At 69.7% G+C, this 22,868-nt stretch carries 15 protein-coding genes and 1 tRNA gene; all 16 read left to right on the top strand.

Annotation, left to right across the window (positions count from 1 at the left end; all coding sequences use genetic code 11):
* The first annotated feature begins 9 nt into the window (after nucleotides 1-9).
* The gene (locus GXY35_00250) at nucleotides 10-8,973 is read left to right on the top strand and encodes a hypothetical protein (GenBank protein ID NLW93033.1); all 8,964 of its coding nucleotides are present in this window, start codon (nucleotides 10-12) and stop codon (nucleotides 8,971-8,973) included.
* 168 nt (nucleotides 8,974-9,141) lie between these two features.
* Nucleotides 9,142-10,326 carry a hypothetical protein gene (locus GXY35_00255; protein ID NLW93034.1) on the top strand — a complete coding sequence of 395 codons (1,185 nt, stop codon included), beginning with the start codon at nucleotides 9,142-9,144 and terminating at the stop codon, nucleotides 10,324-10,326.
* 86 nt (nucleotides 10,327-10,412) lie between these two features.
* Complete coding sequence (locus tag GXY35_00260) at nucleotides 10,413-11,291, top strand: lysophospholipid acyltransferase family protein (GenBank protein NLW93035.1); 879 nt, start codon at nucleotides 10,413-10,415, stop codon at nucleotides 11,289-11,291.
* 67 nt (nucleotides 11,292-11,358) lie between these two features.
* The gene (locus tag GXY35_00265) at nucleotides 11,359-12,027 is read left to right on the top strand and encodes a glycosyltransferase family 2 protein (protein NLW93036.1); all 669 of its coding nucleotides are present in this window, start codon (nucleotides 11,359-11,361) and stop codon (nucleotides 12,025-12,027) included.
* A gap of 112 nt (nucleotides 12,028-12,139) precedes the next feature.
* Entirely contained in the window at nucleotides 12,140-12,790 is a 651-nt protein-coding gene (locus tag GXY35_00270; protein NLW93037.1) for a protein-L-isoaspartate(D-aspartate) O-methyltransferase, read from the top strand.
* A gap of 48 nt (nucleotides 12,791-12,838) precedes the next feature.
* Nucleotides 12,839-13,426, top strand: a complete 588-nt coding sequence (locus GXY35_00275; GenBank protein NLW93038.1) for a DedA family protein — start codon at nucleotides 12,839-12,841, stop codon at nucleotides 13,424-13,426.
* Between the two features lie 44 nt (nucleotides 13,427-13,470).
* A tRNA-Pro gene (locus GXY35_00280) sits at nucleotides 13,471-13,547 on the top strand.
* A gap of 77 nt (nucleotides 13,548-13,624) precedes the next feature.
* Nucleotides 13,625-14,293 carry an MgtC/SapB family protein gene (locus GXY35_00285; protein ID NLW93039.1) on the top strand — a complete coding sequence of 223 codons (669 nt, stop codon included), beginning with the start codon at nucleotides 13,625-13,627 and terminating at the stop codon, nucleotides 14,291-14,293.
* A gap of 43 nt (nucleotides 14,294-14,336) precedes the next feature.
* The gene (locus GXY35_00290) at nucleotides 14,337-14,927 is read left to right on the top strand and encodes a cation transporter (protein ID NLW93040.1); all 591 of its coding nucleotides are present in this window, start codon (nucleotides 14,337-14,339) and stop codon (nucleotides 14,925-14,927) included.
* A gap of 39 nt (nucleotides 14,928-14,966) precedes the next feature.
* Nucleotides 14,967-15,818: a thiol peroxidase gene (gene tpx, locus GXY35_00295; GenBank protein ID NLW93041.1), complete on the top strand. Its 852-nt coding sequence runs from the start codon at nucleotides 14,967-14,969 to the stop codon at nucleotides 15,816-15,818.
* Between the two features lie 114 nt (nucleotides 15,819-15,932).
* Nucleotides 15,933-16,898, top strand: coding sequence for a hypothetical protein (locus GXY35_00300; GenBank protein NLW93042.1), 966 nt, complete (start codon nucleotides 15,933-15,935; stop codon nucleotides 16,896-16,898).
* 77 nt (nucleotides 16,899-16,975) lie between these two features.
* A complete protein-coding gene (gene murJ / locus GXY35_00305) occupies nucleotides 16,976-18,529 on the top strand; it encodes a murein biosynthesis integral membrane protein MurJ (protein ID NLW93043.1) in 1,554 nt (517 codons plus the stop codon).
* Nucleotides 18,496-19,686, top strand: a complete 1,191-nt coding sequence (locus GXY35_00310) for a glycosyltransferase family 4 protein (GenBank protein NLW93044.1) — start codon at nucleotides 18,496-18,498, stop codon at nucleotides 19,684-19,686. The genes murJ and GXY35_00310 overlap by 34 nt, the downstream gene beginning before the upstream one ends.
* A 30-nt stretch (nucleotides 19,687-19,716) precedes the next feature.
* Nucleotides 19,717-20,442 (top strand): metallophosphoesterase family protein, encoded by a 726-nt coding sequence (locus GXY35_00315; GenBank protein ID NLW93045.1) that lies wholly within the window; start codon nucleotides 19,717-19,719, stop codon nucleotides 20,440-20,442.
* A gap of 1 nt (nucleotide 20,443) precedes the next feature.
* On the top strand, nucleotides 20,444-20,809 hold the full coding sequence (gene vanZ, locus GXY35_00320; GenBank protein NLW93046.1) for a VanZ family protein: 366 nt from the start codon (nucleotides 20,444-20,446) through the stop codon (nucleotides 20,807-20,809).
* Between the two features lie 30 nt (nucleotides 20,810-20,839).
* Nucleotides 20,840-22,861 carry an NAD-dependent DNA ligase LigA gene (gene ligA / locus GXY35_00325; protein NLW93047.1) on the top strand — a complete coding sequence of 674 codons (2,022 nt, stop codon included), beginning with the start codon at nucleotides 20,840-20,842 and terminating at the stop codon, nucleotides 22,859-22,861.
* The last annotated feature ends 7 nt before the right edge of the window (nucleotides 22,862-22,868 follow it).

The following is a 22,868-nucleotide window of genomic DNA, read 5'->3' on the forward strand; positions in this document are numbered from 1 at the left end:
GGACCCGCAATGCGCTCTACACTGTGTCTGGCTCTGGCATCCATCTGCGTGTCGTTCCCATTCGCGGCGCACTCCCAGACCACCTCCGGCTCCATCTGGGGGAGCGAGACCTGGGATTCGACGATGAATCCGATCCTCGTCACCGGCGACGTGACGATCGAGGAGGGCGCGACGCTCACCATCGAGGCGGGGACGGAGGTCAGGTTCGAACCGAGCGACGACACGGAGTACGGCTGGGATTTCGACCGGTGCGAGATCATCGTCTACGGCACCCTCAACATACTCGGGACCGACGAGAACCTCGTGGTGCTCACCGGGCGGGATACCGCCGCGATGGGCTGGTTCGGCATCATCTTCTCCGATGTCAACGCGACCGGCACGGTCCAGTACTGCAACATCGATCGGAGCGTCTACGGCATCAACTTCACCTCCTGCGCCGGGGGCGCGAACGCCCCCGCGGTGTCGAACTGTCTCATCAACGACGTCGCGGTCGGGATGTATTTCGACAGCGACTCCGCCCCGGCGATCACCGACTGCACGGTCGTCAACGCGAGCATCGGCTTCGAGTGCTGGGACGTCTCCGCGCCCGTGATCACCAACTGCAACGTCTCCGGGCTCGTGCCGGGCGCCGAGGGCGCCGGCAGGTCGGTGTACGCGACCGAGAGGTGCACCCCTGTCTTCACAGGCTGCGCCTTTGCCTCCGGGCCGGTGGATATCGACTGTTGGGCCGACGTCTCGCTCACCGACACCACCGTCGCGCGCACCGCCTCCGGCGTCGTCGGCTACGAGACCAGGAAGTTCGAACAGAGCAAGGTCCCCTCCTACTGCAAGGCCACGCTCGACAACTGCAATATCATCGGCCTCGGCGACCGGGGGAACGGCATCGAGTGGGACGACAACCTCGACGTCATCAAGGTCCAGTTCTCCCGCATCGGCGGTTTTACCAACAACGTCTGGGCGCGCTGGGGCACGATCGATCTCGAGGCGGGCATCTACCACCCCGTCGGCGTGACCGCCCTTGAACCGGTGATCGGGGAGTGCGACGACGGGGGGTCCAACTACCTCATCGACGACAGCGTCGATTTCTACGGTATCGGCGCCGAGCCGGGGATCGAGGTGTTCAAGTACCCCGACACCGTAACCCCCGTCGGCGTTATCACGGCCATCGGTTCCATCCCCTCCTACCCGGTGACGAACAACGCGCTCTTCTTCTCTGAGGATCCGCCGCTGAACTGGATGGAGGAAGATCTGTACTACTTCTGGCCCAACCCGGATTTCGACAACATCGACCTCGGCGACCCGGACGCGTCGGGCTACTGGCCCCCGACGTATTCTGCCCCCTACAGCGCGGGAGAAAACGAATTCTACGGCGTGCAGAATCCCTCCACCGATTTCAATATCCGGATGGAGCAGGGTTCGAACAAGCCCCCGTCCCTCTACCAGCTCGACATCTGGGCGGTGAACAACTGGTGGGCCACGACGGACGACAACGTGGTGAGCCGCTACATCTGGGACCGCAGTGAAAACGGCTACCTCGGCAGGGCGACGTGGAACCCGCACCGCGACCCGGACAAGCGGCGCACCTACTCGGTCTCCGGCATCGTCGTGGACAACCTGAACGAGGCGGTGGAAGGGGTGCGCGTCGAGGTGGACATCAGCGCGCAGTTCGCGGGGCACACGGTCCTGGCCGACATCACGGACGAGGAGGGGTACTACACGATCTACGGCCTGCCCCCCAACGCGATCGAGTACAACGTGACCCCGACGAAGCTCGGCTACACCTTTGATCCGGCGGCAATCCCCGTCTCCATCCCGGTCGCGGACCCGTCCGATGTCGTCGACCAGGATTTCGACGCCACGCTGCCGGCGCCGCGCATCACGAGCGTCGGCCGTGCGGACGGGCTCGACGGCGACGCGCACGGCCTCCCCGGGAGGACGAACTGGGGCCTCGCGAGCGAGACGACCGATATTGTCATCAACGGCCTGAATTTCAGGGACGGAGCCACCGTGTACCTCAGGGGGCCGCTCCCCGGCGCGGACGACATCCCCTGCTCGAACGTCGTTTGGGTCACCGGCACGCGCCTCACCGCCACGCTCCCCGCGGGGCTGGCCGTGGGCGACTACGTGGTGCGTGTCGTCAACCCGGACACGCAGGAGGCCGTCTGGGGGGACACCGACAATCCCGGTTTCACGATCGTGCCCCCGCCCCCCCCGCACGTCTCAGAGATAGTGCCGGCGGAGATCAACTCCTTCGAGAGCGTCGACCTGACGATCACCGGATCAGACTTCATCACCGGCTGCAGCGTGGCGATCGGCGGGACGCTCTGGTCGTCGCTCTCCGTGTTGGACGACGGCGGGCGCATCGTGGTGCACTATTCCCCCGGCACTCTCGCCCCAGGGAGATGGCCGGTTCGTGTCACGAACCCCGACGGGCAGACCTCCAACGAAAACGTGACGCTCGCCGTGAACGGCCCGCCGGCGCCCGCCGATATCCAGATAGACCCCGACCGCGGCCCGAACAACAAGGTCGTGGACGTGATCATCACGGGGCTCAACTTCGTCGCGACCCCCTCGGTGCGGATAGGGACCACCTTCTGCCTCAACGTGGCCCTGATCGACGCCGGGCGCCTGGAGGCCCAGGTCCCGACCGGCATCACGCCCGGCACGTACGATGTCGTAGTCACAAACCCCGACGGCGGCACCGGAACCCTCCCGAACGGCTACACGGTCGAAGAGCCGCCCCTCGCCGTGCACGGCGTGAGCCCGCCGATGGGGAAGGACGACGCGGAGACGGACATCATCGTGGTCGGTGAGAACTTCAAGACGGACCCGAACATCCCCACGGTGAAAATCGGCGACGCGCCGGGGACGGAGTGCACGAACGTGCGTGTGGTCAGTTCGACCTGCATCCTTGCGACGGTGCCGGCGATGATGCCGGGGCTCTACAACCTTATCGTGGACAACGCGGACGGCGAGCAGGCGACGCTCGAGAACGGCTACACGGTGGTGGGGGTGCCGACGCTCTCCTCCGGCGGCCCGACGAGCGGGGCTGCGAACAAGACCACCCCCCTCACGGTACACGGCGCCAACTTCGTCTACATCCCGAAGGTGGAGATACTGACCGACCCGCCGACGCGCTGCACGGACGTGAGGTTCGTCTCGTCGGCGCAGCTTGAGGCGAACGTGCCGTCGGGGATCGAGCCGGGGACGTACGGCATCCGGGTGACCAACCCGCTCGAAAAAGCGGGCGAGCTTCCGGCGGCATACGAGGTGACCGCGCCCCCCGTGAACGAGCCGACGGTGACGGGCGTGAACCCGGCGCGGGGCAGCAACGGCGCGGCGACGGAGGTCACGATCACGGGCTCGGGTTTCACAGACGTGATGGGTACCGTGACGCTGGACACGGTGCCTCCCACGGTCTGCACGCCTCTGACGTGGACGGACACGCAGATCACGGCGACGGTCCCGGCGGGCCTGCGCGTGGGGAGCTATGACGTGGCGGTGACCAACGCGACGGGCACGGGGGCGCTGACGCACGGCTTCACGGCGGGCGGATCCGGAACGCTGCCGGCGGGGCAGACGACGCTGGCGGGGACGGTGCTGCTGACGGGTGACCTCGTGGTGCCCGCGGGTTCGACGCTGACGGTGGAGCCGGGGTCGATGCTGAGGTTCGAGGCCCTCTCCGACGACACGAGCGGGAACTGGGACGGTTCCCGCGGGGAGATCAAGGTCTCCGGCCGGCTGGAGATCCTCGGCGAAGAGACGGCGCGCGCGGCCCTGACATCCAACGGCGGGGCGGCGTCGGACTGGCTCGGCGTGATCCTCTCCGACACGACGGCGTCGGTGTGGATCGAGCACGCCGACTTCACGAACGCGGTGTACGGCCTCGCGTTCGAGTCGAACCTCGCGGTGCCGGCGGCGGACGATCCGCGCCCGTGGGTGCACGATATCTACGTGGCGAACTGCGCCACGGGCGTCGCCCTCAATAGCTCGAAGGCGTTCACCTGCCCGGCGATCGACGGCTGCACGATCGACACGGTGGAGACCGGGATCACGGCCCGGAGCACGGCGGCGCCGATCTTCACGACGGTGCTGTTCAGGAACGTGGCCGGGACGGGGCTGGAGGGGAGGGAGAACGCGATCGTGACGCTCGAGGGCTCCTCGATCGTGGACGCCCCGAAGGCAATCTCCTGCCCGGCGAAGGGGACGGGGGAGCAGGCGAACGCCTCGACGGTGAACCTCGTCTTCTCGGTGCTGGGGAACGGAGCGGTCGAGCTCTCGGACTCCTCCCGGCTGACGGCGAGGATGGTGACGCACCTCCTCTTCCCGGACACGGAGCTGGCGGCGGGGCTGCGCGGCGAGAAGGCGGCGGTGGCGCGGTTCGACTACTCCAACGTCGTGCAGGGCGACCCGATGGGTGTGGGGATCGACTGGGGGAGCGCGGGCGACTGCGCCCTCTCCTACTCGGTGATCCACGACTGGGGCGTGGGGGTGAAGCGGGAGGGCGACTGCGGCGCGGTCGACCTCGGCGGCGACGTCTCGCCCGGCTGGAACGAGTTCCTCGGCGTGATGAATCCCGAGTTCAACGTCTGGAACGATTGCGCGGACGAGATGACAGCGCAGAATAACTGGTGGCTCACGACGGACGAAACGGTCATCGGGAACCATCTCTACGACGGTCTCGACGACCCCGAGCTCGGCCTCATCGACTACGCGGGCTTCCTCGCCGCCCCGCGCACCTACTCGGTGTCGGGCACCATCCTGGACTCCTCGGAAACGGGTGTGGACCGGGTGCAGGTGGTGGCCGAGTACGCGACGCCGCACACGGACAACGACCGGATGGCGATGACGGACGAGAACGGCCGCTACACGATCTTCGGCCTCCTCCCCGGCGACTACACCGTGCGCTTCGAGAAACAGGGATACCGATTCGAGCCGGACTCGTTCCCCGTCTCCATCGACCTCACCAACCCCACGGATATCAACGGGCAGGACACGGTGGCCGACGTCGCCCCTCCGGCGGTCTACGGCATCCGGCGGACGGACGGGGTGGCGAAAGCCCCCTACGGGACGCAGTGGGCGTACCGGCCGATGGCGACGGAGGTGACGATCACGGGCCTCAACTTCCGCCCCGGGGCGACCGCGGCGCTCGTCGGGCCGCTCCCGGCGGAGGCGCCGAACAACCTCCCGGTGCTGACGGTCGGCGCCACGACGATCACCGCGAGCGTCCCCGCGGGCTTCGCCCTCGGCGGGTACGGGGTGCGCGTGACGAATCCGGACACGCAGGCGGCCGACTTCGGCCTCGACGAGGCGAGCCCGGCGTTCACGATCATCGATCCGCCCGCGCCGGTGGTGTCCGCGATCAGCCCCGCCTTGCCGACGAAGGATTACGACGGCCTCTTCGTCATCACCGGCCTGAACTTCTTCGGCGTGCCGGAGGTGCACTTTGGGGACGTCACGGGGTACTACAATTTGGAATACCCCAACTTCGATCCCGCGCCGACCTCGACGACGATCTGGATCCGCATCGCCCCGGAGGATCTCCTCTCGCTCTGCGACCAGGGGGAGCAGCCGGTCCAGGTCTTCAACCCGGACGGGCAGGGGTCGAACACAGACATCATACTCACGGTGAACGGCCCGCCGCCGCCGACAGTGACGAGCGTGACGCCGGCGTCGGAGGAAAGCAACAAGGTCTGTACGATCACGATCGACGGGAGCGCCTTCGTGGAGACCCCGTCTGTCTACCTGGTGAATCCCGACACGGGCGTCGCGACCGACTGCCTCAACGAGACGTTCGTGTCGACCTCCCGGATCACGGCGGACGTGCCGACTGGCCTCGATCCGCGGGCGTACACGGTGCGGGTCTGCAACCCGCCGTGCAGCCCGGGGGCGCCGATCCGCTGCGGCGAGCGAACCGGCGGTTTCACCGTGACGCTGCCGCCGCTGAACGTGATCGGCGTGAGCCCCCCGATGGGACTTCCCGGCGCCCCCACGGAGATCGTCGTGGTGGGGGAGAATCTCCAGCCCTCCGCGACGGTGCAAGTCGGGGCGATGGACTGCCCGGTCGTCCGCGTGGTGAGCACGACCTGCATCGTGGCGACAGTGCCCGCGGGGATGGAGCCGGGGCTCTACGGTCTCACGGTGGACAACCACGATGAGAACCCGACAGCGACGCTCCCGGATGCCTACACGGTGCCGGGGATCCCGACGATCACGTCGGTGACGCCCCCCAACGGTTTCCTGAACGCCACGACGCCTGTTACGGTAGAAGGCACGATGTTCGTCTACCCGCCCATCGTCCGCCTGGAGCAGATCTTCGACGAGGAGACCTCGACGGGGGCGGATTCGAACACGATGACGGACACGGCCGCCGCATGGGAGGTGGATCAGCTCCGGAACGGTATCGTGCGGATCGTGCTGGGGCCGGGCGTGGGGCAGGAGCGGCGCATCGTCTCGAACACGGAGACCACGCTCACCGTCGCCCGCGACTGGGATATCCCCCCCGCGGCCTCCGGCTACCAGCTCGTCCTCGACGGCGCGTGGCATCGCTGCGTCCAGGCGGCGCAGGACCCGGACTCGCCCTCGACCAAGGTCCTGGCGAAGGTTCCGTCGGGTCTCCCGGCGGGGGCATACTTCCTGTCCGTGGTCAACCCGCTGAGCCAGAGCGGCGTCAGCACGCTCGCCGCGTTCACGGTGAATGCGGCGCCGGTGGGGGCGCCGGTGGCGGCGTCCGTGACCCCGCCCGACGGGACGAACGACAAGGAGACGTCGATCACGATCGAGGGGTCTAACTTCACCGGCGCGACGGGTGTGACGGTGGGCGGGACGGCCTGCACGAGCGTGACGGTGGTGAGCGACACGCAGATCACGGCGACTGTGCCGGCGGGCTTGAGGGTGGGGAGTTATGACGTGGCGGTGACCAACGCGACGGGCACGGGGGCGCTCACGCACGGCTTCACGGCGGGCGGATCCGGGGGACTCGACCCCGCCGCCGACACGACGATCGCGGGAGGGGTGCTGCTCACCGGCGACATCGTGGTGCCCGCCGGCAGGACGCTGACGCTGGAACCGGGGACGGTCGTCACGGTTGCGCTCGGCGACTCCACCGGGACCGGCTGGGACACGGAGAGGACCGAGATACTGGTCTACGGCCGCCTGAATGTCCCCGGCGACGCGGAGGCCGACACGGTTCTCCTCGCCTCCGCGGACAACAACGCGTCGGATTGGCTCGGCGTCGTCTTCGCCGATTCGACCGCCTCGGCGTGGGTGCGGCACGCGGAGATCTCCGGCGCGGTCTACGGCCTCGACTTCAAGTCGAGCGTGAAGCTTCCGACCGCGGCGAACCCGCGGCCGTGGATTCAGCGCCTCCTCGCCCAAAAATGCGCCACCGGCGTCGCGCTGGGCAGTTCGATCGGCTTCAGCGCGCCCGCCCTCGACGCCTGCGAGGTGCGTGACTGCGCGACGGGGATCGCCGCGGGCGGGACCGCCGCGCCCATCTTCACCGCGCTCCTTCTCACCGGGGCCGATGCGTCGACCGCCGCGGGCAACTCGATCGTCACCGTCAAGGACTCGGCGTTTGTCTCCGCGGGAACGATCGCGCTCGCGGACGCCGCCTCGCTCAACCTGATCGGTTCGACCGTCGATGCCGCGGGGGGGGTCGTCTGCACGGGCTCCTCCGCCGCCGCGGCGCTGTTCAGCGCGCTCCTCGACGCGCCGGTCGCCCTGAAGGATTCCTCCTCGCTCGCCGCCCGCACGACGACGTTCCTCGGCAAGGGGATCGGCGCCGAGGGGGACTCGAGACTCTCGGCCGCGCATTCCGCCGTCGTCCGGGGGAACTACGAGGGGACCGGGGTCTCCTGGGGCAGCACCGGGCCGTGCGCCTTCAGCACCACCGTCTTCGGAGGGTGGAACATCGGCCTCGACCGGGCGGGCGGGTGCGGCCCGGTGCAGCTGGGGATCAGCCTGGAGAGCGGGGGGAACGAGTTCCTCGGCGCGCAGAACCCCGGGGCGGAGTACAACGTGGCGAACAACTGCCCCCTGGGCATCTCCGCCCAATACAACTGGTGGCTCGTGGCCGACGACGGGTCGGTGATCGGCGACTATATCTGGGACGCGGCTGACGCGGACGGGCTGGGCCTCGTCGACTACTCGAACCAGCTGACGGAGCCGCGAACCTATATGGCCGCGGGGCGCGTGACGGACGTCTCGGGCGCCGGCGTGCCGGGGGCCCGCGTGGAGGCGCGGGGAGTTCCCGCCGCCCCGTACGCGGACGGCGACAGGATCACCTTGACCGACGCCAACGGCTACTACGTCATCTACGGACTCGTCCCCGGCGACTACACGATAGAGGCCAAGGCGCCGGGAGCCGCGTTCGACGTATTGTCCGTGACGATCGCGGACACGTCCCTGGCGGGTCTCGACTTCCCCGGGATCGCCCCCACGCCGACCCCCACCGCGGTGCCGACGTCGACGGCGACGCCGATGGTCACCCCGACGCCGACGGTTACCCCGACGCCGACGCGCACGCCCACTCGGACGCCGACGCGCACGCCCACGCGCACGCCCACGCGCACCCCGACCCGGACGCCGATTCCGCTCACCCTGAACGTCGTCCCCGCGGCCCCCAAGGTGTTCGGCCCGGTCCGGTTCGACGTCACCGTGAGCCCGCTCTCCATCGCCGTCGACGCGTGGGGCGCGATCTTCATGCCGGGAGGGAAGATCCTGTTCCTGACCGGCCCGCCGCCGTGCGCGCTCAGCACCGCCGCGGCGCCCATCGCGCGGAACGTGATGCTCCCCGCGGGCGGCTACAAGGGGACGCTCTTCTCGGTCCCCGCCATCCCGCTCGGGTACGAGGGGACGTACAAGGTGGTCGTGGGCCTGGCGCGCGCCGGCTCCCCCGTGAACCCGGTGAGCCCGTACGGTCTCTACGACGGCTTCTGGGCCCAGAAGATCGTGACGGTGACACTCCCGTAGACGTTGTATGCAACCCCTACGGTTGCAGGGAGTAGCGACGTTATTCGTCCCCGCCGCGTCTTCGTTTCCGCCGCCATTCCTCCAGGCGCGTCCTTCTCCGCCTCCCCGCGACGGCGTCGCGTGAAGCGCGGGGCCTGTGCTATAATCGGCCCGTTCCCGCTGACGCCCATGAAGAAGATCCTCGTCCTCTACGGGTTCGAGCACTCGGGGCACCACGCCGCGGCGCTTGCCCTCCGCGACGCCTTCCTCGACTGCGACCCGGCGCTCTCCGTCGATCTCTTGAACCTCTTCGCCTACGCGAGCAGGATCATCGAGAAGATCGCCACGGGGATCTTCTTCCGCATCGTCAAGAGCACCCCCTCGGTGTGGGACGGGATCTACACGAACCCCAGGAGCGACCCGCGCTTCGACAGGTTCAGGAGCGTGGTGCGGCGGCTGGCGTCGCGCGGCGTCGAGGACGCGTTGCGGGAGTACCAACCCGACGCGGTGGTCTGCACGCAGTCGTTCCCCTGCGGGATGGTCCACGACTTCAAGGAGCGGCGCAACGCGGCCGTCCCCCTCTACGGCGTCCTGACGGACTTCTCCGTCCCCCCGTACTGGGTCTACCGTCGGGTGAACCGGTACTTCGTCGCGTCCGCGGAGGCGAAGGAGGCGCTCGCGCGTCAGGGGATCGACGAGGATCTGATCGAAGCGGCGGGCATCCCGATACACCCGCGCTTCGCCCGGCCGCGCGACCGCCTCGAGGCCCGCGCGGCGTTCGGCCTCGACGCCTCCGCGCCGGTCGTCCTCGTCGCGGGCGGATGGAGCGGCTGGGGCGCGCTCGAGCGTCTCGCGGCTGAGACGGCGAGGAGGGGAGGGGGCTGCAGGGTCGTGGTCGTGGCGGGGAACAACAGGGAGCTTTACGGGCGCCTCAGCGGCCGCGGCGAACTGAAACGGCTCGGCGTGACCGTCCTTCCGCACGTCGAGCGGATGGACCTGCTGATGGCCGCCGCGGACCTGCTCGTCGGGAAGGCGGGCGGGATGAGCGCATCGGAGGCGCTCGCCTCCGGTTTGCCGATGGTCCTGGTGGACTCCCTCCCCGGGCAGGAGCGCCACAACGCGCGGTATCTGTGCCGCGGCGGCGCCGCCGTCGAGGCGCGCGGGGTCGCGGAGGCCGCGGAGGCAGCCGCCGCGCTCTCCCGCGACGCAACGCGCCTGCGCCTGATGGGGGAGCGGGCGAGGAAGATGGCCAGGCCGGACGCGGCGCGCGTGGTGGCGAGGGGGGTGCGGGAGGGGGCGGCGCGGATGGAGGCGCGCCCGACGGGGGAGGCACGGCGGGCGATCGCGAGGGATCCCGCGCGCGCCTTCGCGTGAACCCCTCCCGCGAACCGGAACGCCTCGACGCGCCGGCGAAGGATGCGGCAGGCGACAGGCGCGTGCCGCATCGACGGAGGGGCCGCATGCTCCTGTATCTGGGGTATCTGATCGCCTGGTGGGGGATACGGATCTTCCCGCGCCCGTGCTGCGTCTGGTTCAGCAAGCGGGTCGCGGACCTCTGCTTCATCTTCGACACGGCCGCCCGCAGGGCGGTGATCGCCAACCTGTCGCACGTGCTCGCCCGCACGGGGCGCGAGACGCGGTCTCGGCGCGGCAGGGCCGGCATCAACCGGCTCGCGCGGGAGACGTTCGAGAACTTCGCCGTCCATATCATGGATTTCCTGCGCGTCTACAGGGTCCGGGACGACATCGAGTCGGGCCTCCTCCGCGTGGAGCATTTCGACCGGTTCACGAAGGAGTTCTCCCGGGGGAAGGGGCTCATCTCGGTCACGGCGCACATCGGGAACTGGGAGATGGGGGCCGCGGCGGCCGCGTGCCTCGGGATGCCGCTCAGCGCGGTGGCGATGAAGCTTCCCGACCCGCGGCTCGACCGCTTCTTCACCGAGCTGCGGCAGTCCGGGCACATCCGCCCGTTTCCCGCGGGGCAAGCGGCGCGCGGCTGCTTCAGGGTTCTGGCGAAGGGGGAGATGCTCGCCTTCGTGGCGGACAGGTCGCTCGACGGGAACGGCATCCGGGTGAAGCTGTTCGGCAGGGAGGTCACCATCCCGCGCGGGCCCGCGGAGATGGCCTCGCGCACCGGGGCGCCGATCGTGCCGGCGTACTGCCTGCAGGAGGCGGGGGGGCATTTCCGCCTGGTGATCGAGGAGCCGATCGAGGTGGACGAGGCGCTCCCGGCGCCGGAGAAGGTGGCGGCGATCGCCCAGGCGATGGCTCGCGGCTTCGAGGAGTATATCTCGCGCTACCCCGCGCAATGGTTCGCCTTCTACAAGGTGTGGGGCTGAACGCCGTTTCTCGCGGACCGTCTCCGGTTTTCCGGAATCGGGCGCGGCGGCGGACGGGAACGAAGATATGCGCGTCTGCGCGGTGATACCCGCCTTCAACGAGGCGGCGCGGGTCGGGGATGTCGTGCGGGAGGCGCGGGGGCGCCTCCCGGGGGTCGTCGTCGTGGACGACGGCTCGGCGGACGGGACCGCCGACGCCGCGCGGCGGGCGGGCGCCGAGGTGCTGCGCCATCCGGCGAACCGGGGCAAGGGGGCCGCGTTGAAGACCGGGATGGGACGCGCGTTCGACGACGGGTACGACGCGGTCGTCGTCCTCGACGCGGACGGGCAGCACGCCCCCGGGGAGATCCCCCTCTTCCTGGAGGCGGCGGAGCGGACCGGGGCCGATATCGTGGTGGGGAACAGGATGGAGAACGCAACGGGGATGCCGCTCGTCCGCTACTTGACGAACCGGTTCACCTCCGCCGTCGTCTCGAAGCTGGCGGGGCAGCGGATCCCCGACAGCCAGTGCGGCTTCCGGCTGATCAACGAACGGGCGTTCAGGCGGATGGGGTTCGCCACGTCGCGTTTCGACACCGAGTCGGAGATGCTGATCGAGGCGGGGCGCGCCGGGTGCCGCATCGTGTCGGTGCCGGTGCGCACGATCTACGGGGCCGAAAAGAGCAAGATCAATCCGTTCGTCGACACGGCGAGGTTCTTCCGCCTGGTGGCGCGCCACCTGCGAAGGCCCCGGTGAAGCCCCTTTTCCCGGGGCACACGCGATTATGTCCCGGGGATGAGAATCATTACAACCTTAAGGCACACTTAAGTGTGCCCTGGGGCTGTGGATAACTATGGTGCAAACGGGTATGGACGAAACGGGCTTTGCACGCGAGCGCGAGCTGATGGTCGCACAGCAGCTCGCGCGCAGGGGGATTCGAGACCCGAGGGTGCTGGAGGCGTTCCGCCTCGTCCCGCGGCACCTGTTCGTCGGGGCCTCGCGCCGAAACGGGGCCTACGCGGACCATCCCCTGCCCATCGGCGAGGGGCAGACCATCTCCCAGCCGTACATGGTCGCCCTGATGACGCAGTGCCTCGCGCTCGAGGGAAGCGAGCGCGTGCTGGAGATCGGGACCGGCTGCGGCTACCAGGCGGCGATACTCGCCCGCCTCGCGGCGGAGGTCGTCACGGTCGAGCGCATCGCGCCGCTCTCGGAAAAAGCCGAGGCGTTGCTGGGGAGGTTGGGGTATACTAACGTCCGTTTCGTCGTCGGGGACGGCACGCGGGGCTTCCCCCCGTCCGCTCCGTACGGCGGCATCGTCGTGACGGCGGGCTCCCCGAAGATCCCCGAGCCGCTGACCGAGCAGCTCGCGGAAGGGGGGCGTCTGGTCATCCCGGTGGGGGGCCGCTGGGCGCAGGAGCTCCTCGTGGTGCGCAGGGAGGGCGCGGCGCTGGCGGAGCAGCGGGTCTGCGGTTGCGTGTTCGTGCCGCTGGTGGGCGAGCACGGATGGAACGGATAGCCGGCGCCTTGTCGGGAGCCGGGGACGGGAATAGGAGAGGAGGGCACGATGCGCTGGTTGAGACGCCTGTACGACTGGGTGCTGCACTGGGCCGACACGCCCTACGCCGCGCCGGCGCTCTTCCTCCTCGCATTCTCGGAATCCTCCTTCTTTCCGGTGCCCCCCGACGTGCTCCTCATCGCCCTCGTGATGGGGGCGAGGAGGCGCTGGTTCCAATACGCCCTGCTCTGCACGATCGCCAGCATCCTGGGCGGCCTCACGGGCTACGGGATCGGCTACTGGCTGATGGACACGGTGGGGCAGAGGATCATCGCCTTCTACCACGCCCAGGAGTATTACCGGCAGGTGATGGAATGGTACAGCCGGTACGACTACTGGATCGTCTTCATCGCCGCGTTGACGCCGATCCCGTACAAGGTGTTCACCATCGCCTCCGGGGCGTTTCATATGAATATCCCCGGATTCATGGTCATTTCGATGCTGGGGAGGGGGATGCGCTTCTTCCTCGTCGCCGGCCTCCTGTTCTGGTTCGGGCCGCCCATACAGAGGTTCATAGACCGTTATTTCAACCTCCTCTCCTTCCTTTTTGTTATACTGCTGATCGGCGGGTTCCTGGTCATCAAGATCTGTGTGTAGCGCGGGCGGGGATTCCGTTCCCCGCGCGGCGCGCGGGGGCATATCGGGGCGTAGCGCAGCTGGCTAGCGCGCAGCGTTCGGGACGCTGAGGCCGTGGGTTCAAATCCCACCGCCCCGACCATTACCGAAGGCGGGCGGCCCCGCCCTCTCGCGGCGTGCCTCGGGCGGCTCCGTCTTTCGGGTTCGAGGAGTGCGGCGATGCTCACCCCCTTGGATATCGTCGTGCGGATGCTGGCATCCGCCCTGTTCGGCGGCGTGGTCGGCTTCGAGCGCGAGCGTCATAACCAGCCGGCGGGGCTCCGCACGCACGTCATCCTCTCCATCGGCTCCTGCCTCGCGATGTGCGTCTCCATCAACCTCGCGATGCAGTTCCGCCCGCTCGTCCCCAACGGCGACCCCGCCCGCCTCGCGGCGCAGGTTCTCTCGGGGATCGGTTTCCTCGGCGCGGGGGCGATCCTCCGCTACGGCACGAATGTGCGCGGGCTCACGACCGCCGCCTCCCTCTGGACCATCGCCGTCGTCGGTCTCGCCGCGGGCGCCGGCCACTTCATCCCCGCCCTCGTCGCGACCGCGCTCCTGTTCGCGGTGCTCCAGGTCCTCGACAGGCTGGAGAAACGGTACATGGGGAACCTCGTCCCCAAGATCATCACGGTCAGGGCGAAGGACCGCTACGGCGTGGTGGACGAGGTGAAGAATGTCGTCCAGGGGTTCCACAGCACCTTGAAGACGATGAGCCTCTCCAAGAACCTCGAGCGTCACGAGATCGAGATCGAGGCGGTGGCGAGCATCCCCGCCGGGGAGACGATGGACAAGGTCTTCTTCTCTCTCTCGTCGATCAAGGACGTCACCTCCGTCGAGGTGCAGTAGTCTCTCGTCCCCCCGGCGGGCGTCTCACGGGCACCCGGACCCGATGCACGACCTTCGCAGGAAAGCCCTTCTCCTCTCGTACCTCACCGTCGGCTACAATCTTCTCGAGGGGATCGTGTCGGTCCTGGCGGGCGCCGCCGCGGGAAGCGTCGCCCTTGTCGGGTTCGGCCTGGACAGCGCGGTGGAGTCGCTCTCGGGGTGCGTGATGATATGGCGGCTGCGGCGGGCGGCCGCGGGGGGCGGGGAAGAGGAGGAACGCGTGGAGCGGAAGGCGCTCCGGCTGATCGGGGCGACCTTCTTCATCCTCGCCGCGTACGTGCTGTACGAGTCGGGGGCGTCGCTCCTCTCGGGCGAGGCCGCCGGGCGGACCGTCCTGGGCGTCATCATCGCGGCGGTGTCACTCGTCACGATGCCCGCGCTCTTCTGGGCCAAGCGCCGCCTCGGCGTGAAAATGGGGATGGGCAGCCTCGTCGCCGACTCCAAGGAGACGCTCGCCTGTGCGTTCCTCTCGGCGGCGCTCCTCGCCGGGCTCGGGCTCAACTACCTCTGGGGGCTCTGGTGGGCGGACCCGGCGGCGGGGCTGGTCATCGCGGCGTTCCTGGTGCGGGAGGGGGCGGAGGCGGTTTCAGGCTGACAATCGAGGCGGACGGGTCGCAAGAAAGGAGGCGCCGGGATGCAAGGGAGAAGGGTGTTGTTCAAGGGGTCGCCGCTCACGCTGGCCGGGCGGACGGTGCGGACCGGCGACGCGGCGCCGGAATTCCGCGCGACGACGAAGGAGCTCAAGGAGATGCGCCTCTCCGACTTCCGGGGGAAGGTGAAGGTGATCACCTCGTTCCCCTCGATCGACACCCCGGTCTGCGACCTCCAGGTGAAGGAGTTCAACGCGCGCGCGGCGGAGCTCGGCGTCGGGGTGGCGGTCGTCGGGATCAGCAAGGACCTCCCGTTCGCCCAGCATCGTTTCTGCGAGACGTTCGAGATCGCGAACGTACAGCTGCTCTCCGACTACCTCCACTCCTCATTCGGCCTGAACTACGGCCTGCTCGTCAAGGAGCTGAATCTCCTGGCGCGCGCCGTGCTCATCGTGGACGCAGGCGGCGTCCTGCGCTACCTCCAGGTGGTGCCCGAGATCGCGTCCCCGCCGGACTACGACGAGGCGCTCGCCGCCCTCCGAGAGGTGTTGAAGTCGCCCGGCGATCCGTCGAAGGCGGCGCCCGCCCCCCGGTGCGTCCCGTGCGAGGGCGGCGTCCAACCGCTGCCGCCGGGGGAGGCCGCCTCCCTCGCGGCGGGCATGCCGGGATGGGGGATCGTCGAGGGAACGCGGCTCGTCCGCGACTACGCATTCGGCGACTACCGCGATGCGGCATATTTCGTCGACCTCGCCGCGGCGTTGGCGGAGGAGCAGGGGCACCACCCCGTGCTGACGCTCTCCTGGAACAAGGTCGCGGTCTCCCTCACGACGCACGCGGCGGGCGGGCTCACGCGAAACGACTTCACGATGGCCGCCCTCCTCGACCAGCTCCTCTAGTGGGGTCAGGTCCTTATTTATTATACTAGGGGGCCGAAAGAGCCCCGTTTCGACAGACGGCGACGGCGTCTTCGACGATCTCTCCGGGCGGGGAGGGGGGAAGGGGGGGAGGGCATGTCCAGGCCCCAGAGGATCGAATACCCCGGCGCGCTCTATCACGTGACAAGCCGCGGCAACGAAAAGGGAGCCATCTTCTGGGAGGACAGGGACAGGCGCAAATTCCTGTCGCTGATCGACGCCGCGCATCAGCGCTATGAGATCCTGCTCCACGCCTATCTCCTCATGCCGAATCATTACCACCTGCTGATCGAAACCCCCCGGGGGAACCTCGCCAGGGTGATGCACGATCTGAACGGAGTCTACACGGGGTACGTGAACGCCGTCCGGAAGAGGACCGGCCACCTGTTCCAGGGGCGCTACAAGGCGATTGTGGTGGAGAAGGACCGGTACCTCCTCGAACTGTCGCGGTATATACACCTCAACCCCGTGCGCGCGGGGTTGGTGAAACTGCCCGGACAGTACGCGTGGAGCGGGGTGCACTACCTCCTGGGCGCCGCCGACGCCCCCGCATGGTTCGACGCGGATTTCACGCTGCGTATGTTCGCCGAATCCCGGCGCGATGCGAGGGCCGCGTATCGCGAATTCCTGCGCCAGGGCCTGGAGAAGAAGAGCCCGCTTGAAGACGTCTACGCGCAGTGCATGCTCGGTTCGACGTCGTTCATCGCCGCGGTCAAAAGCGCATGGATGCAGGATGACCGCATCGGCCGGGACGTGGTGCGCGCGAAATCCCTCTCCAGGAAGGCGACCCTCGACTCGATCAGGGATCTTGTGGCCGGGGAGGCGGGGCCGAATGAACAGCCGTTTCCCCGCCCCGGGACGCGGAAGGACCATCTCGGCGTGAAACTCTTTATCTACTTGGCCCGAAGATACACGGACAAGACCCTGCGGGATATTGCGGACTATTTGGGCTGGATGAACGCAAACGCGGTCTCCCAGGCGCATTTCACGTTCAAGCGGCGGCTCGAGCGGGACAAAACGATCCAGGCGACTGTCGCCCGGCTCGAGCAGGCGCTGCGCTAGACTAATAAATAAGGACCTGACCCCACGATGATGAGCGGACGCTGCGCTAGACTAATAAATAAGGACCTGACCCCACGGTGAGGAGGATTGCGCGGGCGTCGATGCTGCTGGCGGCGGCGAGCGCGGGGTGCCACGTCCTCGGGCTGGTCAAGGAGATGCTGATCGCCGGGCAGTTCGGCATCAGCCGGGCGATGGACGCGTTCTACGCCGCCCTCGCGGTCCCGCACGCGCTCAACAATATCCTCCTGTCGGCGTTCGGCGCCGTCTTCATCCCCGCCTACGTGCGCCACGCCCTCCTCGGCAACGAGGCCGCCGACCGCGTCGCCGCCGCGGCGCTGCGCCGCCTCGGGCTCATCCTCGCCCTGGCGGCGGCCGCCCTCTTCGCCGGGGCCCCGCTCGTCATCGGGCTCGGATTCCGGGGCCTGCCGCCCGACGGGGCGGGGGAGGCGGTCCGGATCCTCAAGGTCGTCGCCTTCACGATGGTGCTGAGCGGGGCGGCGGGGGCCTTGTCGGGCGTGCTCAACGCGCGCGCGCACTTCTTCTGGCCCGCGGTCTCGCCGGTCCTCGTCACCCTCGTCAGCATCGTCTTCATCGTGCTGGGCGCCCAACGGATGGGGGTGATGGCGCTCGCCTGGGGCCTGGGCGCGGGACTCCTCGCCCAGTGCCTCGTCCTCGCCGCCGCCGCCCGCCGCGAGGGGTTTCGTCCCGCGTTCCTCGACGCCCGGGGAGAACCGGCGGTGCGGGAGATGACCGCCGGGGCGCTCCTGCTCATCGTCGGCATCGTCGCGGCGCAGGGGAACGTCCTCGTGGACAGCGTGATGGCGTCGTACCTCGCCCCCGGCAGTCTCGCCGCGCTCTCCTACGCGGCGAAGCTCGTGATGGTCCCCCTCGTCGTCTTCACCGGATCCCTCGCCACCGCGGCGTTCCCCCACTTCTCGAAGCAGGCCGCCGGGGGGAGGATCGCGGAGCTGAAGGAGGCGCTCGCGGCGAGCATCCGGATGGCGGGCTTCGTCTTCCTCCCGCTGACGGTCGCGCTCGTTATCCTGGCGCGGCCGCTGATCGCGCTCCTCTTCCAGCGCGGGGCGTTCGACCGCGAGGCGGCGGAACTGACCTCGGCCATCCTGGCCTGCTATGCGCCCCAGATGTTCTTCTGCACGGTCAGCATCCTCCTCGTGCGCGTCCACCTCGCGCTCGACGAGAGGGCCGTGATGGTGAAGGTCGCATTCGCGGGGGTGGGGATGAACGTCGCCTTCAACCTCCTCTTCATCCGGTTGATCGACCCGCCGGCGGCCGGTCTGGCCCTCTCGACCTCGCTCGTCCAGTGCATCGCGTCGTGGCTCTTCTACCTGCCGCTGGCCCGCCGCATCGGCGCCTTGCACGCGCAGGACCTTCTCCCGGCGCTGCTCCGCACCGCCTGCGCCTCCGCCGCGATGGCCGCGGCGATCCTGGCGGCGTCGGCCGCGGCCGGGGCGCGCGGGGCGGGGCCCGTCGCGTGCCTGGCTGTTTCCGCCGCCGCGGGGGCGGTCGTGTTTCCCGCGGCGGCGCGGCTGCTCGGGTCCACCGAGCTCGACGGCCTGGCGCGCCTCGCGCGGGACGCATGCCGGCTTCGGCGGCCGGGGGGGAGCCGGTGAGCGGCCCCCCCCGCGTCTGCATGGTCGTGTGCAACTTCAGCCCGGCCGTGGGGGGGACCGAGAGGCAGGCGGAGGCGCTCGCGCGGGGGCTCCTGGCGGAGGGCGGCGAAACGTTCGTGCTGACGCAGCGCGCCGCCGGGCTGCCGCGCGAGGAGATCAGCGGCGGGCTGCGCGTGCTCAGGAGACTGGGCGGCCCCGAACGGCGCGGCATCGAGGGGATCGGCTACCTGCTGGGGGCGGCGCGCCTCCTCCTGCGCGAACGCCGCCGCTACGACCTGATCCACTGCCACGGGATCTACCTGCACACCGTCGCGGCGGTGCTCGTCGCCCGGGCCGCCGGGAAGCGGGTCGTCGTGAAGGCCGCCTGCGGGGGCGCGTACGGCGATCTCGCGGCGATGCGGCGGCACAAGGGCGGCCGGGCGCTCATCGCGATCTGCCGCGCCGCGGACCGTTTCGTCGCCGTCAGCTCCGAGATCGCCGACGAGCTCCGCGCCGCGGGCGTCCCCGCGCGGCGGATCGTTGCGATGCCGCCCCTCCTGGACACGGAGCGGTTCAGGCCGGCCGAAACCGCGGAGAAGGCGGCGCTGCGGGGCGCGCTCGGCCTGCCGGCCTCGGGGCTGCTCGTCTCGTCTGTCGGCCGCCTCGCGCCGCAGAAGGGGCTCGGCACGCTCCTCGACGCGTGGGGGCGTCTCGTGGACCGGCCGCGCGCCACCCTCCTGCTCGTCGGCGACGGCCCCGCGCGCGGCGAACTGGAACGGCGCGCGCGCGGAGACGATACGGCGGGGCGGGTGCGCTTCCTCGGGGAACGCCGCGACGTCGCCGACATCCTGCGCGCCTCGGACGCCTTCGCATTCCATTCGCTTTCGGAGGGGATGCCGAACGCCCTCGTCGAGGCGATGGCCTGCGGCCTCCCGTGCGTCTCGTCGGCGACCGGGGGGGCGCGCGACCTCGTCCGCCACGGCCTGAACGGGCTGCTGGTCGAACCGTCAGACGCGGCGGCGCTCGCCGGGGCGCTCGAGACGATCCTCCTCGACGCGGGGCTGCGCCTCCGGCTCGGGGAGGCGGCGCGGGCCGCGGCCGCGGCCCGCTGCGCCGCGCGGCTCGTCACGGGCCGTTACCGCGCCCTGTACCGGGAACTCCGCGCCCCGGCGGTGTAATTGTCGGCCCGGATATGCTATAAGGTGCCCATGCGTTACGCGATATTCGGCGACGTCCACGGCAACCGCGAAGCGCTCGAGGCGGTGCTGCTCGACATGGAGCAGGCCCGCGTCGACCGGCGGCTCTGCCTCGGCGACATCGTCGGGTACGGCGCCGACCCGGTCGACTGCCTGCGCCGGATACGGGACCTCAAGATAGAAACGGTGCAGGGGAACCACGACTCCGCGGCGGTCGGCGAGACCCCGCTGGACTATTTCAACCCGTTCGCGAAACGGGCGATCGAATGGACGGCCGGGCGGATCGGGAAGGAGGACGCGGCCTGGCTGAAGGGCCTCCCGCTCGTGCGCGACTGCGGCGGCTTCACCCTCGTCCACTCCTCGCTCGCCCGCCCGCGGGAGTGGGGGTACATCCTCGACTACGAGGCGGCGCAGCGTTGCTTCCGCCTCCTCTCGTCGCGCGCCTGTTTCATCGGCCACTCGCACGTGCCGCTCGTCTTCAGGGACCACGACGACGCGGTCACCGTACGCCGCGCGGCCACGGTGGCGATCGAGCAGGCGGCGCGGTACATCGTCAACGTCGGCAGCGTGGGGCAGCCGCGCGACGGCGATCCGCGGGCGGCCTACGGGATCTACGACGAGGGGGGCGGCACGCTGGAGCTGCGGCGCGTCGAATACGATATCCCCGCCGCGCAGCGCAAGATCGTCGAGGCGGGGCTCCCGGAGTTTCTGGCGGTGCGGCTGGAGGCGGGGCGCTGAGATGTCACGACCGTACGCGATCGCGGCGTTTCTCTGGGCGGCGCTGATGCTCGTGGCCGCGGTCTCGCAGACGCAGCCCGCCGCGGCGACGCTCTTCCCCCAGGAGGACAAGCTCCTCCACTTCATCGAGTACGCGGTGTTCGCCCTCCTCCTGTACCGGGTCTTCAGCCACTCCTCCGACACGCGGATTATCGGGAGGGCGGCGCTCTACACCGCCTGCATCGCGATCGGCTACGGGATCGCGCTCGAGGCGCTCCAGTCCACGCTGCCGTACCGGGAGTGCACCGTCTACGACTTCCTGGCGAACTGCGCCGGCGTGGCGTTCACGCTGGGGCTCTGCTGGAGGCCGGGGCCGCCGGCGGCCTGATCGGCCGGTTTCCCGCCGCGGAGGGAGCGGATGGACACGGCGCGGGCGAAACGGGAGATCGAACGCCTCCGGCGCGCGATCGAGCGCCACAACTGGCGCTACTACGTCCTCGACGACCCCGAGATCTCCGACGCGCGGTACGACGCGCTGCTGCGGGAGCTCGCCGCCCTCGAGGAGCGGTTCCCCGCCCTCCGCAGCCCCGATTCGCCCACCCAGCGCGTGGGCGCCGCCCCGCGCGCGGAGTTCACCCCGGTCAGGCACGGCATCCCGATGCTCAGCCTCGGCAACGCGACGAGCGCCGACGAGGCGCGCGAATTCGACCGTCGGATCAGGCGGATCCTCTCCCTGCCGGGCGACGCGGCGATCACCTACGTCGCCGAACCCAAGTTCGACGGGGTGAGCGTCGAGCTCGTCTACGAGGAGGGCACGTTCGTCTCAGGCTCGACGCGCGGCGACGGCGTCACGGGCGAGGACGTGACCGCGAACCTCAAGACCGTTTCCAGCGTGCCGCTGAGGCTCAGGGGGGAGGAAAGGGCGATCCCCGCGCGTCTCGAGGTGCGGGGCGAGGTCTACATCGACATCGAGGATTTCGAGCGCCTCAACCGGGATCGAGAGGGGCGGGGAGAGCCGCTCTTCGCGAACCCGCGGAACGCCGCGGCCGGTTCGCTCCGGCAGCTCGACCCGTCGGTCACGGCCGGGCGGCCGCTGAAGATCTTTCTCTACGCCCCCGGGCAGGTGGAGGGTGACCGGTTCGAAAGCCAGTGGGGGTTCCTCCGCGCCCTCCCGGAGTGGGGGCTGAGGGTCGAGCGCCATATCCGGCGCTGCGCGGGGATCGACGAGGCGATCGAGTTCCACCGCCGGATGGAGGAGGAGCGGAGCGCCCTCCCGTACGAGATCGACGGGGTGGTCATCAAGGTCGACGACTACGCCCTCCAGCGGCGCCTGGGGGAGGTGAGCCGGAGCCCGCGCTGGGCGATCGCGTACAAGTTCCCCCCGCGGCAGGAGACCACGCGGGTCGTCGACATCGTCGCGCAGGTCGGCAGGACCGGGGCGCTCACGCCGGTGGCGTTGATGGAGCCGGTGCGGGTCGGGGGGGTGGAGGTGCGCCGCGCGACGCTCCACAACCAGGACGAGGTGGAGCGCAAGGACGTCAGGGTCGGGGACACGGTCGTCGTGCAGCGCGCGGGCGACGTCATCCCGGAGATCGTGAAGGTCGTCGAGAGCGCCCGCCCCCCGGGGACGAAGCCGTACCGGCTCCCCGCGCGCTGCCCGGTGTGCGGGGCGGTGGTGGAGCGGATCGAGGGGGAGGCGGCGGCGCGCTGCACGGGGATCTCGTGCCCCGCGCAGCTCGAGGAGAAGATACTCCATTTCGCCTCGAGGAGGGCGCTGGATATCGACGGCCTCGGGGAGAAGCTGGTCCGCCAACTCGTCTCGACGGGCAGGGTGCGGAGCGTGGCGGACCTCTACTCCCTGAACGAGTCCGATCTCCTCCCGCTGGAGCGTATGGCGGACAGGTCCGCGGCGAAGATCGTCGCCTCGATCGACCGGAGCCGGCGCACGACGCTCGCCCGGCTGATCTTCGCCCTGGGGATCCGGCACGTCGGGGAGCACGTCGCGCGCCTCCTGGCGCGCGCGTTCGGCACGCTGGAGCGGATCGGGCGGGCGACCGAGGAGGAGCTCGCCCAGACGAGGGAGATAGGCCCGCGGATCGCCGCGAGCATCGTCACCTTCTTCTCCCAGCGCCTCAACACCGAGGTCATCGAGCGCCTCAGAACGGGCGGGGTGACCTGGAGCGAGACGCCGGCGGCGGGGCCGGGCGTCTTCGCCGGGATGACGTTCGTCTTCACCGGGACGCTCCGACGCTTCACTCGCGACCAGGCGCGACTCCTGGTCGAGGAGCGGGGCGGGCGCGCCGCGGGGAGCGTGAGCACGAAGACGCGCTACGTCGTGGCGGGCGCGGACGCGGGGTCGAAGCTGGAGAAGGCGCGGGCGCTCGGCGTGGAGGTGCTCACGGAGGAGAGGTTCGCCGCCCTGCTGAAGTCGGAGAAGTAGCGGACGC

The sequence above is a fragment of the Chlamydiota bacterium genome (genome assembly GCA_012729785.1).
Classification (GTDB): Bacteria; Auribacterota; Tritonobacteria; order UBA1439; family UBA1439; genus UBA1439.